Source organism: Pseudochelatococcus sp. B33, from assembly GCF_053570585.1.
The window spans coordinates 323,271-338,064 of sequence record NZ_JBSEFH010000002.1 but is presented as its reverse complement, the minus strand read 5'-3'; the positions used below and the strand labels follow the sequence as shown (position 1 = coordinate 338,064).

Annotated in this window: 11 protein-coding genes; 5 read left to right on the top strand and 6 right to left on the bottom strand. The window is 68.4% G+C overall.

Features of this window, described 5'->3' with window-relative positions; all coding sequences use genetic code 11:
* The first annotated feature begins 34 nt into the window (after positions 1-34).
* Both ACUSIJ_RS03355 and ACUSIJ_RS03350 read left to right on the top strand, forming a co-directional pair.
* A complete protein-coding gene (locus ACUSIJ_RS03355) occupies positions 35-757 on the top strand; it encodes an arginyltransferase (protein ID WP_449306934.1) in 723 nt (240 codons plus the stop codon).
* Between the two features lie 106 nt (positions 758-863).
* A complete protein-coding gene (locus tag ACUSIJ_RS03350; RefSeq protein WP_449306933.1) occupies positions 864-1,319 on the top strand; it encodes a DUF2852 domain-containing protein in 456 nt (151 codons plus the stop codon).
* A 92-nt stretch (positions 1,320-1,411) separates the two neighbouring features.
* On the opposite strand, the gene ACUSIJ_RS03345 is transcribed toward ACUSIJ_RS03350, so the two are convergent.
* The gene (locus ACUSIJ_RS03345; RefSeq protein ID WP_449306932.1) at positions 1,412-1,879 is read right to left on the bottom strand and encodes a DUF192 domain-containing protein; all 468 of its coding nucleotides are present in this window, start codon (positions 1,877-1,879) and stop codon (positions 1,412-1,414) included.
* A gap of 110 nt (positions 1,880-1,989) precedes the next feature.
* On the bottom strand, positions 1,990-2,571 hold the full coding sequence (locus ACUSIJ_RS03340; RefSeq protein ID WP_449306931.1) for a cold-shock protein: 582 nt from the start codon (positions 2,569-2,571) through the stop codon (positions 1,990-1,992).
* A gap of 292 nt (positions 2,572-2,863) precedes the next feature.
* Here ACUSIJ_RS03340 and ACUSIJ_RS03335 point away from each other — a divergent pair, with 292 nt between their 5' ends.
* Entirely contained in the window at positions 2,864-3,616 is a 753-nt protein-coding gene (locus tag ACUSIJ_RS03335; protein ID WP_449306930.1) for a heparan-alpha-glucosaminide N-acetyltransferase, read from the top strand.
* Positions 3,617-3,707: 91 nt separating this feature from the next.
* Here the strand turns inward: ACUSIJ_RS03335 and mfd are convergent, their stop codons facing one another.
* Positions 3,708-7,235 (bottom strand): transcription-repair coupling factor, encoded by a 3,528-nt coding sequence (mfd, locus tag ACUSIJ_RS03330; protein ID WP_449306929.1) that lies wholly within the window; start codon positions 7,233-7,235, stop codon positions 3,708-3,710.
* A 9-nt stretch (positions 7,236-7,244) separates the two neighbouring features.
* Positions 7,245-7,574, bottom strand: a complete 330-nt coding sequence (locus ACUSIJ_RS03325) for an FAD assembly factor SdhE (protein ID WP_449306928.1) — start codon at positions 7,572-7,574, stop codon at positions 7,245-7,247.
* Positions 7,575-7,701: 127 nt separating this feature from the next.
* On the opposite strand from ACUSIJ_RS03325, the gene recG reads away from it, so the two are divergent.
* Positions 7,702-9,804: an ATP-dependent DNA helicase RecG gene (recG, locus tag ACUSIJ_RS03320; protein WP_449306927.1), complete on the top strand. Its 2,103-nt coding sequence runs from the start codon at positions 7,702-7,704 to the stop codon at positions 9,802-9,804.
* A 29-nt stretch (positions 9,805-9,833) separates the two neighbouring features.
* Positions 9,834-10,622: an exodeoxyribonuclease III gene (xth, locus tag ACUSIJ_RS03315; protein ID WP_449306999.1), complete on the top strand. Its 789-nt coding sequence runs from the start codon at positions 9,834-9,836 to the stop codon at positions 10,620-10,622.
* 21 nt (positions 10,623-10,643) lie between these two features.
* Here the strand turns inward: xth and ACUSIJ_RS03310 are convergent, their stop codons facing one another.
* Positions 10,644-11,576: a tetratricopeptide repeat protein gene (locus ACUSIJ_RS03310; RefSeq protein ID WP_449306926.1), complete on the bottom strand. Its 933-nt coding sequence runs from the start codon at positions 11,574-11,576 to the stop codon at positions 10,644-10,646.
* 327 nt (positions 11,577-11,903) lie between these two features.
* Positions 11,904-14,627: a valine--tRNA ligase gene (locus ACUSIJ_RS03305; protein ID WP_449306998.1), complete on the bottom strand. Its 2,724-nt coding sequence runs from the start codon at positions 14,625-14,627 to the stop codon at positions 11,904-11,906.
* Positions 14,628-14,794 lie beyond the last annotated feature (167 nt).

Genomic DNA, 14,794 nt, shown 5'->3' with positions numbered 1-14,794 from the left:
TCTGCGCCCTTTCCGACGCGGGTGGTTTTTTGCCTTGACGACGCAGCCACGCGACACGCCGCAGTTCTATCTCACAGCGCCCGCGCCCTGCCCCTATCTGCCCGGGCGGCAGGAGCGCAAGGTGTTCACGCATCTCGTCGGCCGCCGGGCCGAGGAGGTCAATGACGCCCTGACCCAGGGCGGCTTTCGCCGCTCGCAGACCATCGCCTATCGCCCCGCGTGCGAGAGCTGCCGCGGCTGCGTGTCCGTGCGCGTCGTGGCCTCGGATTTCCGCCCCTCGCGCGGATTCCGGCGGGTCATCAGCCAGAATGCCGACCTCAACGGCGTGATGGTGCTGCCGCAATCGACGACGGAGCAGTACGGGCTGTTCCGCGCCTATCTCGACGCCCGCCACGCCGATGGCGGCATGGCCGACATGAGCGTGCTCGACTATGCGGTCATGGTCGAGGACACCCACGTGACCACCCGGCTCATCGAATACCGCGACGAGCGCGGCGAGCTGATGGCGGTCGCGCTCACCGACGTGCTCAGCGACGGCCTGTCGATGGTGTATTCGTTCTACAATCCCGACCTGCCGCACCGCAGCCTGGGCAGCTTCCTGATCCTCGACCACATCGCCCGCGCCCAGATGCTGGGGCTGCCCTTCGTCTATCTCGGCTACTGGGTCGAGGGCTCGCGGCGCATGGGCTACAAGAGCCGCTTCCATCCCCAGGAGCGGCTCCTGCCCGAAGGCTGGGTGCGCTTCGATGCGCCGTGACCGCCGCCACGTGACTGCGGCCAGGGCTTATCCCAACAAGGCTTGCCGCGCTTGATTTCGGGGCTCCGTGCACCATCTCTGTGATGCGCAGACACTGGAGACCCCAATGACCAACCGGGACAATCGCTCTTCCTTCAACCACTGGCGGCCGACGGAGCTCGCGGCGCTCATCATCGGCCTGATCATCTTCTGGCCGCTGGGGCTTGCCGTGCTGGTGTGGAAATACTGGAACGACCGTTCGTCCTCGCCGCGCAATCTCGATGAGGCCGTGGGCGAGGGGCTGCGCAACCTGCGCGCGGGCCTCGCGAGCATTTTCGGCTCCGACAGGCAGCCGGCCGCCGCCCCGGCACAGGAATTCGCCGACGATCTCGCGCCGACCGGCAACATCGCCTTCGACACCCATGTGCGGGACGAGCTGCAGCGGATCGACGCGCAGCGGCGGCGGCTCGCCGACGAAGTGCGGGCGTTCCGCGCCTTCCTCGACGAGGAGCGCACCGGCGGCCCGGAAGTGTACGAACGCTTCCGCCGCCGGTACGAAGCCGGAAACAGGCAGGCGCCCTGAACGCCGATACGGCCATGAAGAGGTGAAACGGCCCCGCCGCGCTACAGCATCAAACCAAAAAGTCTGTGCACTTTCTGGAAAGATTTGATGCCTCATCCCCCGCCGATGAAGGAGATGGCGATCCTGTCGCCGACCTTGGCGCCGATGCGGGCGGCTGTCCCGGCGTTCAGCTCCACCACCGCCCGCACGGGCGCGCCCGACGGGATGAAACGGCGCGACAGCGGCTCGGCCCGCTCGGCGATGCGGACGATCTTGCCCTCGGCGTCGACGAACAGCATGTCGAGCGAAATGAAGGTGTTCTCCATCCACATCGACACCGGCCGCACGTCCGGATAATCGAAGATCATGCCGCGGTCGGCGGGCAGGTAGCGCCGGCCCATCAGTCCGCGCGCCTGCTCTTCGTCGGTGCGGGCGATCTCGACCTCGAACCGGTGCGGTCCCGAGGCCGTGGTGATCGTCAACGTCTCGGTCGCCATGATCGATTGGGCGCGCGCCGCCCACAGCGCCGGCAACGCCATCGGCGCCGACAGCAGGAACGCGCCGAAGCGCCGTCTGCTCATGCTCATTCCACAACCCTGTTCATCGCGCCCGCTGGAGCAGTGCGCTGGTCCGCGCGAGCGCCGGATGGCTCCATGCGGCCGGTCAGTCATATCAGATTGGTGGCTTCCGGTCAGTGCGAAACCGGCGCGTGGCTGATGTCGGGCAGGCGCACTTCGGCCACCATCCTGCCCTTGGGGCCGTCGCCGTAGCGCACGAGCACCGCCTGTCCGGGCGACAGCTCCACCAGCCCGTAGCGGCGCATGGTTTCCATGTGGATGAAGATATCCGGCGTGCCCTGGCCGCAGGTGACGAACCCGAAGCCGCGCTGGCGGTTGAACCATTTCACCACGGCGAGCTCGAAGCCGCCCCTGGGCACGACCGACACATGGGTGCGCACCGGCAGCTCGGACGGATGGGGGGCGGTGGACACGTCGACCGAGATGACCCGGAACACCTGCAGCCCGCGCTCGCGGCGGATCGCCTCACAAACGATGGTCGCGCCTTCGGCAACGGCATCATAACCGTCACGCTTCAGGCAGGTGATATGCAGCAGAACGTCCGGCAAGCCGTTGTCGGGCACAATAAATCCGAAGCCGCGCGAGGTATCGAACCACTTGATGCGTCCCCGGATCTGGATGAGATTCTGGGATACATCGCCAACGCTCTCGTGAGCGTCTGCCAAATGCTTACCTGACTGCGCCTCATCCGCCATGGCCTGCTGCACCCGAAAACTGCCAACTTGATCTGGTAACGATAGCATCAAGAACCGGCGAAAGCAGGGGTTAATCCGCCGCGAAAGCGATTCGCTCACAGGCTTTGTGCGTCAATGGCTAGACAGCCTTGCACGCCGTGCAGCACGGCGGGTGCCGGGCGCGACTGATTCGCACACCGGCGATCCGGCCGCCTGCCTGTGCGCCGCGCCTCCGGGGCGCGTGCGCCGGGACAGCATTTCGTCATATCATGCCGCAACCCGCAACACACCCCGCACGACAGGAAAGAGCGCCATGACCGTCCCGGTTTCCCATCCGCCGAACCCGGGCGGCGGACGCATCCTCGCCCTCGACGCCGCCCGCGGCGGCGCCATCGTCGCGATGATCTCCTATCACTTCATGTGGGATCTCTATTTCACCGGCTTCTGGGAGGTCAACGCGGCGCAGGACCCGTGGCTCAGGCTCTACGCCAAGACGATCGCGGCCACGTTCCTGACCATCTCCGGCATCTCGCTCGCGCTCGCGCACGGGCGCGCCGTGCGGTGGCGCCGGTTCCTGCGCCGGCTTGCCGTCATCGCCGCCGCCGCGCTCGCGGTGACCGTGGGATCGTGGTTCGCCTTTCCGCAGAGCTTCATCTTCTTCGGCATCCTGCACTGCATCGCCGCCGCCAGCGTGGTGGCACTGCCGTTCCTGCGCGCGCCGCCATGGGCCGTGCTCGCGGCCGCCGCCTTCTTCTTCGCGCTGCCGCAATTCATCGCCTCGCCGGCGCTGGAGACGTGGTCGACGTGGTGGCTCGGGCTCGGAGAACTGCCGCCGGTGAGCAACGATTACGTGCCGCTGTTCCCGTGGGCGGGCTTCGTGCTCGCCGGCGTCGCGCTGGCGCGCCTGCTGGAACCGTGGCGCGACGCGGCGCGGCAGTGGCGCCCGCGCGCCGTCCCCGGCCGCGCGCTGGTGTTCGCCGGCAGGCACAGCCTGATCATCTACCTCACGCACCAGATCGTGCTGCTCGGGCTTTTGATCGGCCTAGCTCAGATTCTCAGAGCATGATCCGATGTCGTGGAATCGCATCATGCTCTGGGATTCTTTGATTTCGAGCGAATTCTTGTCGCTCAAATGATTCCATTTGATCGGAAAGCGCTCAGGCCGCCTTGACCGGCCGTTCGGCGATGCGGACCAGATTTTTCAGGATCGTCGTGGCGCCCTTGAGGCGCTGTTCGGGCGTGTCGAACGAGTCGATGAACACGATGCGCATGTCGGGGCGCACCTTGGCGAGCGAGCCCTGCTCCGCGACATAGGACACGAGCCCCGCCGGATTGGCGAAGGAGCTGTTGCGGAACGAGACGATGACGCCCTTCGGCCCGGCCTCGATCTTCTCGACATTGGCACGCACGCACAGCGCCTTGATGGAGACGATCTTCAGGAGCTGCTCGACCTCCTCCGGCAGCGGGCCGAAGCGGTCCACGAGCTCGGCGGCGAAGGCCTCGATGTCGCGATCCTCGTCGATCATCGAGAGCCTGCGGTAGATGTCGAGGCGCAGCTGCAGATCGGCGACGTAGGACTCGGGGATCATCACCGGCGTGCCGATGGTGATCGTCGGCGACCATTGCTCGTCCGCCTCCTCGTCCACGGCGCCGGACTTGAGCTGCGCCACCGCCTCCTCCAGCATCTGCTGATAGAGCTCGTAGCCGACCTCGCGGATGTGACCCGACTGCTCGTCGCCGAGGAGGTTGCCCGCTCCGCGGATGTCGAGATCGTGGCTCGCCAGCATGAAGCCCGCGCCCAACGTGTCGAGCGATTGCAGCACTTCGAGGCGCTTCTCGGCGGTGGCGGTGATGCGCCGCTTGGGCGGCACGGTGAACAGCGCATAGGCGCGCGTCTTCGAGCGCCCGACACGCCCGCGCAACTGATAGAGCTGGGCGAGGCCGAACATGTCGGCGCGGTGGACGATCAGCGTGTTGGCGCGCGGAATGTCGAGGCCCGATTCCACGATCGTGGTGGACAGCAGGATGTCGAACTTGCCCTCGTAGAAGGCAGTCATGATGTCCTCGAGCTGCCCGGCCGGCATCTGGCCGTGGGCGACCGCCACCTTGGCCTCGGGCACCTCGCGGTCGAGGAACGCTTTCACCTCGGCCAGATCGTCGATGCGCGGCACGACATAGAAGGATTGCCCGCCGCGATAGCGCTCGCGCAGCAGCGCCTCGCGCACGGAGAGCCCGTCGAAGGGCATGACGAAGGTGCGCACGGCAAGGCGATCGACCGGCGGCGTGGCGATGATCGACAGCTCGCGCACGCCGGTGAGCGCCAGTTGCAGCGTGCGCGGAATGGGCGTGGCGGAGAGCGTCAGCACGTGCACCTCGGCGCGCAGCTCCTTGAGCCGCTCCTTGTGGGCGACGCCGAAATGCTGCTCCTCGTCGATGATGATGAGGCCGAGATCCCTGAATTTGATGGTCTTCGACAGCAGCGCATGGGTGCCGATGACGATGTCGACCGTGCCGTCGGCGAGCCCGGCCTTGACCTTGCGCGCGTCAGTCGCCGACACGAAGCGCGACAGCTGCGCGATGCGCACCGGCAGGCCGGCGAAGCGCTCGACGAAACCGGCATAGTGCTGGCGCGCCAAGAGGGTCGTCGGCACCACCACCGCAACCTGATGCCCCGCGAGCGCCACCGCGAAGGCAGCGCGCAGCGCCACCTCGGTCTTGCCGAAGCCGACATCGCCGCACACCAGCCGGTCCATGGGCCGGCCGGCGGCGAGGTCGTCGAGCACGGCGTCGATGGCGTTCTGCTGGTCGTCGGTTTCCTCGTAGGGGAAGCGGGCGGCGAACTCGTCGTAGAGGCCGGCGGGCAGCTCGACGCGCGGCGCCTCGCGCATGGCGCGCTCGGCGGCGACCTTGATGAGCTGGCCGGCCATCACCTTGATGCGCTGGCGCATCTTCGCCTTGCGCGCCTGCCATGCGCCGCCGCCGAGCTTGTCGAGCACGACCTCGGTATCCTCGGAGCCGTAGCGCGACAGAAGCTCGATGTTGACGACCGGCAGGAACAGCTTGTCGCCGCCGGCGTAGTGGATTTCGAGGCAGTCGAGCGGTGCGCCGGCGGCCGTGATGGTCTTGAGGTCCACGAAGCGGCCGATGCCGTGATCGACATGCACCACGAGATCGCCCGCCGACAGGCTCCCGACCTCGGCGATGAAGTCCTGCGCACGCCGCGACTTGCGTTTCTGGCGCACGAGGCGGTCGCCCAGGATGTCCTGCTCGCTGATGACGGCGAGATCGCCGGTCTCGAAACCGGATTCGAGCCCCCACACGCCAAGCCCGATCTCGTTGCGCGGCAGCGCCAGCGCCACGTCGAGCCGCCCGACATTGGTGACGGGCTTGAGGCCGTGATCGGCGAGCACGTGCGACAGGCGCTCGCGCGAGCCGTCCGACCAGGCGGCGACGATGACGCGCTTTCTGGCGGCGACCAGGTCGCGCACGTGATCGACGGCGGCCTTGAACACGCTGGCGCTGTCGTCGACGCGCTCGGGCGCGAAGTTGCGGCCCTGCCGCGCTCCGGCGTCGATGACCATGGTCGCGGCGCTGTCCGGGCGGGCGAAGGGCGTCAGGCGGGCGTGCGGGATCGTCGCCTGCCGCTCGGCCCAGTCGCGGGCGGAGAGATAGAGCGTGTCCGGCGGCAGCGGGTTGTAGGGCGGGCTCCCCGACCCGCTCTCGGCCTCGCGCGCCGCCTTGCGGGCCTCGTAATAATCGGCGATCTGCGCAAAGCGCTCGGTCGCCGCCTCGTCGGCCAGCGCGTCGAGCACCAGCGGCACGCCGGGGAGATAATCGAACAGCGTGTCGAGCCCGTCATGCAGCAGCGGCAGCCAGTGTTCGAGGCCGGGATGGCGGCGGCCCTCGGAGACGGCCTCATAGAGCGTGTCGTCGCGCGTCGCCGCGCCGAAGGCCTTCACGTAGCCCTGCCGGAAGCGGCGGATGGTCTCGGTCGTGATCTTCGCCTCGCTCATCGGCACGAGATCGAGCGAGCGCAATTGATGGGTGGTGCGCTGGGTCTCGGGATCGAAGGCGCGGATCGATTCGAGCGTATCGCCGAAGAAGTCGAGACGGATCGGCTCGGCGAGGCCGGGCGCATAGAGATCGACGATGCCGCCGCGCACCGCGTATTCGCCGGTGTCGCGCACGGTCGGCGTGCGGGCGAAGCCGTTGACCTCCAGCCACTCCACGAGCTTGTCCATGTCGATGACGTTGCCGGGCGCGGCCGAAAACGTCTCCGTCGCCACCTGCCGCAGCGGCGGCACGCGCTGCAACAGGGCATTCACCGTGGTCAGCACCACGCGGGGCTGCTGCTCGGACGAGCGCGTGCGGGCGAGGCGCGCCAGCGTCATCATGCGCCGCGCGGTCACGGCGGACGTGGGCGACACCCGGTCATAGGGCTGGCAATCCCAGCCGGGGAACGACAGCACCTCGATTTCCGGCGCGGCGAAGGCAAGACCGGCCTCGATCGCCGCCATGCGCCGGTCGTCGCGCGCCACGTGGACGAGCACGGCGGCCCGTTCCCGCTCGCGCAGGCCGCGCGCCAGCTCCGCCACCACGAGGACGTCGTAGCCGTCGGGGACGTTGGCGATGGTGGGGTTGTCGCCCCGGGCGAGGGCGTCGGTGGCGCGCTTCAGGTCGGACATGTTGGCGGACTAGACGTTGATCGGGCTCGTGTGGGTGTGGAACGCCTTGATGCGGCGGAAGATCGGCGTGTCGTTCTCGGGCGGCACCGCGCCGGTGCTGAACCAGGTGAAGAGATCCCGGTCCGGCAGCGCCATCAGCCGCTCCAGCTCGGCCACCGTCTCCGCGTCGAGCTTGTCGAGCTCCGAATCCACGAACGGCCCCAGCACCATGTCCATCTCGCGCGTGCCGCGATGCCAGGCGCGGAAGCGGATGCGCCTGCGGCGCGCGTCGAGCGACAGCCCGTCCGACAGGTCCGTGCCCTCGCCTTCCGAAAAACGGGTCTCGGAAAAGTTGTTCATGATTTGTCCCCAACAAGACATATGATCGCCACAGGCGTTCCGGTGGGCTATATAGCGCATAGGTCAACGTCTGTCATCCGTGTGTCGTCACGCCATCGTCTTCGGTTCCCCAAGTCTTCGGTTCCTTATGCGCCCTGCCCTGCTCGATCCCCTGTTCGCGACCGTCACGGCCCTGCCGGGCGTCGGGCCGCGTCTGGGGGCACTGTTCAACCGGCTCCTGGGGACGGCGGAACGCGAGGCGCGCGTCGTGGACCTGCTGTTCCACCTGCCCCATGGGGTGATCGACCGCAGCCGCCGGCCGATGATTCGCGACACGCGCGAGGGCGACATCGTCACGCTCACCGTGCGCGTCGCCGAGCACCGCCCCCCGGCGCGCGGCGGCAAGGCGCCGTTCCGCGTGCTGGTGGAGGACGGCACCGGAGACGTCACGCTGGTGTTCTTCGGCATGACGCAGGCACGCATCGACAAGATGCTGCCGCTCGGCGCGGCGCGCGTCGTCTCCGGCACCATCGCCGTGTGGGAAGGCTTCCGGCAGATGGTGCACCCCGACCGCATCATGACCGAGGAGGAAGCCGAGGGCCAGCCGCTGATCGAGCCGGTCTACGGCCAGACCGAGGGCCTGACCTCGCGCACGATCGCCCGCATCGCCCAGGCGGCGCTCGACCGGCGCCTGCCGGCGCTGCCCGAATGGCAGGATACGGCGTGGCTCAGGCGCGAAAAATTCCCCGCCTTCGGTGAGGCGCTTGCGGCGCTGCACCGGCCCGAATCGGTTGCGGCCTTCGCCCCGGACAGCCCGGCGCGGCGGCGGCTCGCCTATGACGAGCTGCTCGCCTCGCAACTGGCGCTGGCGCTGATGCGCGCCTCGCACCGCAGGGCGGCCGGGCGCGTCAACGCCGGCGACGGCCGCCTCGTGGCGGCGATCGAGGCGGCGCTGCCCTTCACGCTCACCGCCGGCCAGCGGCAGGCGGTCGACGACATCCGCCGCGACCTCGCCGAGCCGCAGCGCATGCTGCGGCTGCTGCAAGGCGATGTGGGGTCCGGCAAGACCGTCGTCGCTCTCCTCGCCATGGCGAGCGCCGTCGAGGCGGGACGGCAGGCGGCGCTGATGGCCCCCACCGACATCCTCGCCCGCCAGCACTTCGCGCGGCTGGAGCCGCTGGCGCGGGCGGCGGGCATCGCGATCGTCCTGCTGACCGGCCGCGACAAGGGCGCGGCGCGCGCGAAAGCGCTGGCGGCGCTCGAATCGGGCGAGGCGCAGATCGTCATCGGTACCCATGCGCTGTTTCAGGAGGCCGTGGCCTTCCGCGATCTCGGCTTCGCCGTCATCGACGAGCAGCACCGCTTCGGCGTGCACCAGCGGTTCGCGCTGAGCCGCAAGGGCGAGGGCGTCGACCTGCTGGTGATGACAGCGACCCCCATTCCGCGCACGCTGGTGCTGACCTTCTTCGGCGACATGGACGTCTCGCTGCTCAAGGAAAAGCCCGCCGGCCGCCAGCCGGTGGACACGCGCGCCATCCCGCTCGATCGCCTCAACGACGTGGTCGGGGGTTTGCGGAGAGCGCTGGAGCGCGGCGCGCGCGCCTATTGGGTGTGCCCGCTCGTCTCCGAATCGGAGACCGTCGATCTCGCCGCGGCGGAGGAGCGATTCGCCGATTTGCAGCGTATCTTCGGCCCCGTGGTCGGCCTGCTGCACGGCAAGATGAGCGGCCGCGACAAGGACGCCGCCATGGCCGCCTTCCAGCGCGGCGAGACGCGCATCCTCGTCGCCACGACCGTCATCGAGGTCGGGGTCGACGTGCCGGAGGCGACCATCATGGTCATCGAGCACGCCGAGCGGTTCGGCCTCGCCCAGCTCCACCAGCTGCGCGGGCGCATCGGGCGCGGCGCGGGCGCCTCCACCTGCCTGCTCGTCTACAAGGCGCCGCTCGGCGAGGTGTCGAAGGCGCGCATCCGCATCATGCGCGAGACCGAGGACGGGTTCCGTATCGCCGAGGAGGACCTCAGGCTGCGCGGCGAGGGCGAGATCCTGGGCACGCGCCAGTCCGGCACGCCGGGCTTCCTGCTGGCGCGCATCGAGGAGGACGCGGACCTCTTGCCCGTCGCCCGCGACGACGCCCGCCTCATCCTTGAGCGCGACCCGGAGCTCGCCGGCGAACGCGGGCAGGCACTGCGCGTGCTGCTCTATCTCTTCGAGCGCGACGAGGCCATCCGCCTGCTGCGCGCTGGTTAACTTTATGACATATAATGGAAAATGACATGCTGCGAGTCGCTACCTGGAACATCAACTCCGCCCGCCTGCGCGTCACGCTCCTGACGGCGTTCCTGCAGGAGGTGAAGCCCGACATCCTCTGCCTGCAGGAGATCAAGTGCCTCGACGACGCCTTTCCGGCGGCCGAGGTCGAGGCATTGGGCTACAACGTCGCCGTGCACGGGCAGAAAACGTTCAACGGCGTCGCCATCCTCTCCCGACTGCCGCTGGAGGACGTCACCTGCGGCCTGCCCGGCGACGAGGCGGACGTGCAGGCCCGCTACATCGAGGCGGTGGTGTCGGTGACGGGCGGCGCGGTGCGCGTCGCCTCGATCTACCTGCCGAACGGCAACCCGCCCGACTCCGACAAATACCCCTACAAGCTCAAGTGGATGGACCGCCTCGCCGAGCGCGCGCGGGCGCTGCTGGCGCTGGAGGAGCCCTTCGTGCTCGCCGGCGACTACAACGTCATCCCCGAACCGCAGGACGCGGCGCGGCCCGAGCAGTGGACGAACGATGCGCTGTTCCTGCCGCTGACGCGCGCAAAATTCCGGGCGCTCCTCAACCTCGGGCTGACGGAGGCGCTGCGCGCCTGCGACGACCGGCCGGGCGTCTACACGTTCTGGGATTATCAGGCCGGCGCGTGGCAGAAGAACAACGGCATCCGCATCGACCACCTGTTGCTGTCGCCCCAGGCCGCCGACCGCCTGCGCGCGGCGCAGGTGCACAAGTCCCTGCGCGGGCTCGACAAGCCGTCGGACCACGTGCCGGTGTCGATCGATCTGGATTTTTCGCAATAGCGGCCGAACACGCGGGAAGCCCTACTGCTTGCGGCGCAGATATAGCTCCAGGTAGGAGATCGCCTGCTTGCGGTCGGCGTCGCTCAGCGCGGCGTAGTTCTTGTCGTGGAGTTCGGTGATCCAGGCGTCCTGCTCCGCGACCTTGCCGCCGGTCTGCTCCGACAGCACGGCGTCGCGCGCGAGCGTCAGCCACATGAGCCCGAGGCCCGGCTGCTTCGGCACGCCCTGGCCGGAAATGAGCAGGTTGCCGAGCAGCGCCTGGGAGGCGCGATGCCCCTTGCCGGCCGCGAGCTTGAGCCAGCGCGCCGCCTGACGCGCATCCTTGGGCACGCCCTGCCCGTCGAGATAGAGACGGGCGAGGCTGTATTGCCCGTCCGGGTCGCCGTAGTAGGAGGCGGCGTACTGGAACATGTCCACGGCCCGGCTGACGTTGGGCTTGACGTAGGTGTTCGGGATGCCCTCCAGAAAGTAGCTGCCGAGCGCCACGAAGGCGCTGGACACGAAAGGCGCCTGGCGCGTGCCGGGGCTCTCCTCCGCATAGCGGTCCGCGATCTGGGAGAAGTATTCGAAAGCCTTGAGGTCGTCGTGCGCGACGCCGTCGCCCTCGGCGAACATGCGCCCGAGCTTCCACAGCGACACGGTGTGCCCCTGCGTCGCGGCGTACTGGAGGGCGCGCACGGCACCTTCCTTGTCGCCGGCGTTGTAGTCCTGAATGCCGCGCCGGAACGCGTCGCCGACGGACTGAAAGCCGCCATCGAGCGGCAGCGGATTGGCCAGATCGATGGGATTGCCGGCGCCGGGAGGCACGCCTTCGGGAGCAAGCGAGGCCTGAGCAGTAGCCTGGGCACTCACCGGAACGGCAGCATGGCCAGCAGTCTGCGCGCGGACAGGCGCACCGGCGGCGGCGCAGAACGCCACAGAAAGAACCGCGAACATGCCAAGCCGGACACTCATGATGCCGTCAACGCCCGTAATGAAAGCAACGCCAGCATAACCGCCCCGCTATACTCGGCTTTTCGCCCAAACACTGTCCGCAGATGGCACTGCCAACTGCACGCAACCCGATACAAGCACCCGGAACATTGCCGCCATGGGCGACTTGTTCCTGACTTTACCGGCCCCCATGAAGCCGGTTCTTTGTGGCAGTATCACGGCGTCATCAGGGTATTACGTGAACACGTCCCGTAGCACAACCTCCAATCGTATGTCATCACTGTTCGAGGCCGCCGTCCATTACCCGGACGGCGTATGCCGGTCTCAAGGCTACCCGTGGATTCGCCCTCAACGGATGGCGGCAAGCCGTTCCAGCGCCTCCGCAACCTTGGCGTGCCGCGCCTCCAGATCGGCGCGGCGCTCGCGCTGTTCCTCGACGATCTCCTCCGGCGCGCGGGCGATGAAGTCGGCGTTGCCGAGCTTGGCGTCGATGCGGGCGATGTCAGCGACGATCTTGTCGGCCTCCTTCTCCAGACGCGCGCGCTCGGCCGACAGATCGATCACGCCGGCGAGCGGCAATGCTGCCACCTCGGCCGCCTCGCTGCCGATGATGAGCTGCACCGCGCCCTCGGGGGCCGAATCGGCGAAGTCGATGCCGGAAAGGCGCGCCAGGCGCGCCACGGTCTCGCGCCAGCGCGCCGCCCGCTCGCGGGTGACGGCGGAGACGCCGACGAGGACGAGCGGAATCTGCGCCGCCGCGGGCACGTTCATCTCCGAGCGCACCGAGCGGATCTCGGAGACGAGCCCAACCACCCAGCCGATCTCGGTTTGCGCAGCCTCGTCGCCGGCGACGGCGGGCCTGGGCCATGGCGCCAGCGCCAGCAGGCTCTCGCGCGCCGGCCCCTCGGCTCCCTTGATCGCCCACAGCTCCTCGGTGAGGAAGGGCATGAATGGATGCAGGAGGCGGGCGATCTCGTCGATGAGCCAGGCGATGGTGGCGCGGGTCTCGTCCTTCTCCGGGCCGTCCTCGCCTTGCAGGACGGGCTTGGCGAGCTCCAGATACCAGTCGCAGAACACGTTCCAGACGAAGCGGTAGGCCGCGCCCGCCGCCTCGTTGAAGCGGAACTCCTCCAGCGCCAGCGTGATGTCGCGCACCGCCTGCGACACCTCGGCGACCGCCCAGCGGTTGAGCGTCTCCCTGACGCCGGCGGGATCGAAGCCGGCGACGCGCACGCAGCCGTTCATCTCGGCGAAGCGGGCGGCGTTCCACAGCTTGGTGGCGAAGTTGCGATAGCCCTCGACGCGCTGGGTGGCGAGCTTGATGTCGCGCCCCTGCGCCGCCATGGCCGCGAGCGTGAAGCGCAGCGCGTCCGCGCCGTAGCGGTCGATGAGCGCGATCGGGTCGATGACGTTGCCCTTCGACTTCGACATCTTGGCGCCGCGCTCGTCGCGCACCAGGGCGTGGATGTAGACGTTGCGGAACGGCACCTCGTCCATGACATGGAGGCCCATCATCATCATGCGGGCGATCCAGAAGAAGATGATGTCGAAACCCGTCACCAGCGTGCTGGTGGGGTAGTAGCGCGCGAGTTCCGGCGTCTCGTCCGGCCACCCGAGCGTCGAGAACGGCCACAGGCCCGACGAGAACCACGTGTCGAGCACGTCCTCGTCGCGGATGAGCGCGACGTCGTTCACGCCGTAGTGGCGGATGGCCTCGACACGGGCCTCCTCCTCGGTCTCGGCGACGAAGTAGTGCCCGTCCGGTCCGTACCAGGCGGGGATCTGGTGGCCCCACCAGAGCTGGCGCGAGATGCACCACGGCTCGATGTTCTCCAGCCAGTCGAAGAAGGTCTTTTCCCAGTTCTTCGGGATGAACACGGTTTCGCCGTCGCGCACCGCCTCGAGCGCGCGATCGGCCAGCGGCTTGACGTTGACATACCACTGGTCCGTGAGCCACGGCTCGATGACGACACCGGAGCGGTCGCCGTGGGGCACGACATGCGTGTGCGGCTCGATCTTCTCCACGAGCTCGCGTTCTTCGAGCAGGGCGACGATGGCCTTGCGCGCCTTCGCCCGGTCCACGCCGTCGAGCGCCAGCACGGCGTCGAGATCCGCGCCCGGCGTCGCATCGCGCAAAAAGTCCTCGTTGCCCGCGACCGTGATCTCTCCCTCGGGGCCGAGCACGTTGATGAGCGCCAGCCCGTGGCGCTTGCCCACCTCGAAGTCATTGAAGTCGTGCGCGGGTGTGATCTTGACCGCGCCGGTGCCCTTCTCGGGGTCGGAATAGCTGTCGGCGACGATCGGAATCCGCCGCCCGACGAGCGGCAGCAGCACATGCCGGCCGACGAGATCGCGGTAGCGCTCGTCGTCCGGATGGACCGCGACGGCGACGTCGCCCAGCATGGTCTCGGGCCGCGTCGTGGCGACGACGATGAACCGGCCGGGCTCGTCCGCCACCGGATAGCGCAGGTGCCACAGGTTGCCCTTGACCTCGATCTGCTGCACCTCGATGTCGGAGATCGCCGTCTGGAAGCGCGGGTCCCAGTTGACGAGACGCTTGTCCTTGTAGATCAGCCCGTCGCGGTAGAAGCGCACGAAGATCCGGCGCACGGCGCGCGACAGGCCCTCGTCCATGGTGAAGCGCTCGCGCGACCAGTCACAGGAAGCGCCGAGCCGGCGCAGCTGGCTGCCGATGACGCCGCCCGATTCGGCCTTCCAAGCCCACACCCGCCTGACGAATTCCTCGCGCCCGAGTTCGCGTCTGCCGGGCTCTCCGCGCTCGGCGAGCTGGCGCTCGACCACCATCTGCGTGGCAATGCCGGCGTGGTCCATGCCCGGCTGCCACAGCACGTCCTTGCCGCGCATGCGCTCGAAGCGGCACAGGATGTCCTGCAGCGTGTTGTTGAGCGCGTGCCCCATGTGCAGCGAGCCGGTGACGTTGGGCGGCGGGATGACGATGGAATAGGGTTCCGCATCCTTGCGTTCGGGCCGGCCGGCGCGGAACGCCTGTGCCTCTTCCCATGCTTTCGAAATACGGGCCTCGACGGCCGTGGGCTCGAAGGTCTTGTCCATCGCACTCAACGTTTACACTCGACTGTTATCGCGCGGGGCGCGTGCGGGAGGGGATCGCCGCGCCGGCAGCGTCAGGGGGGCATACGGATCAGTCGCAGATGAAGCGGAGCCGGCCGCCGCTGTCAAGGCGCCGACCGGACCCATCGGGCTCCGGCGCGGGAGAATCG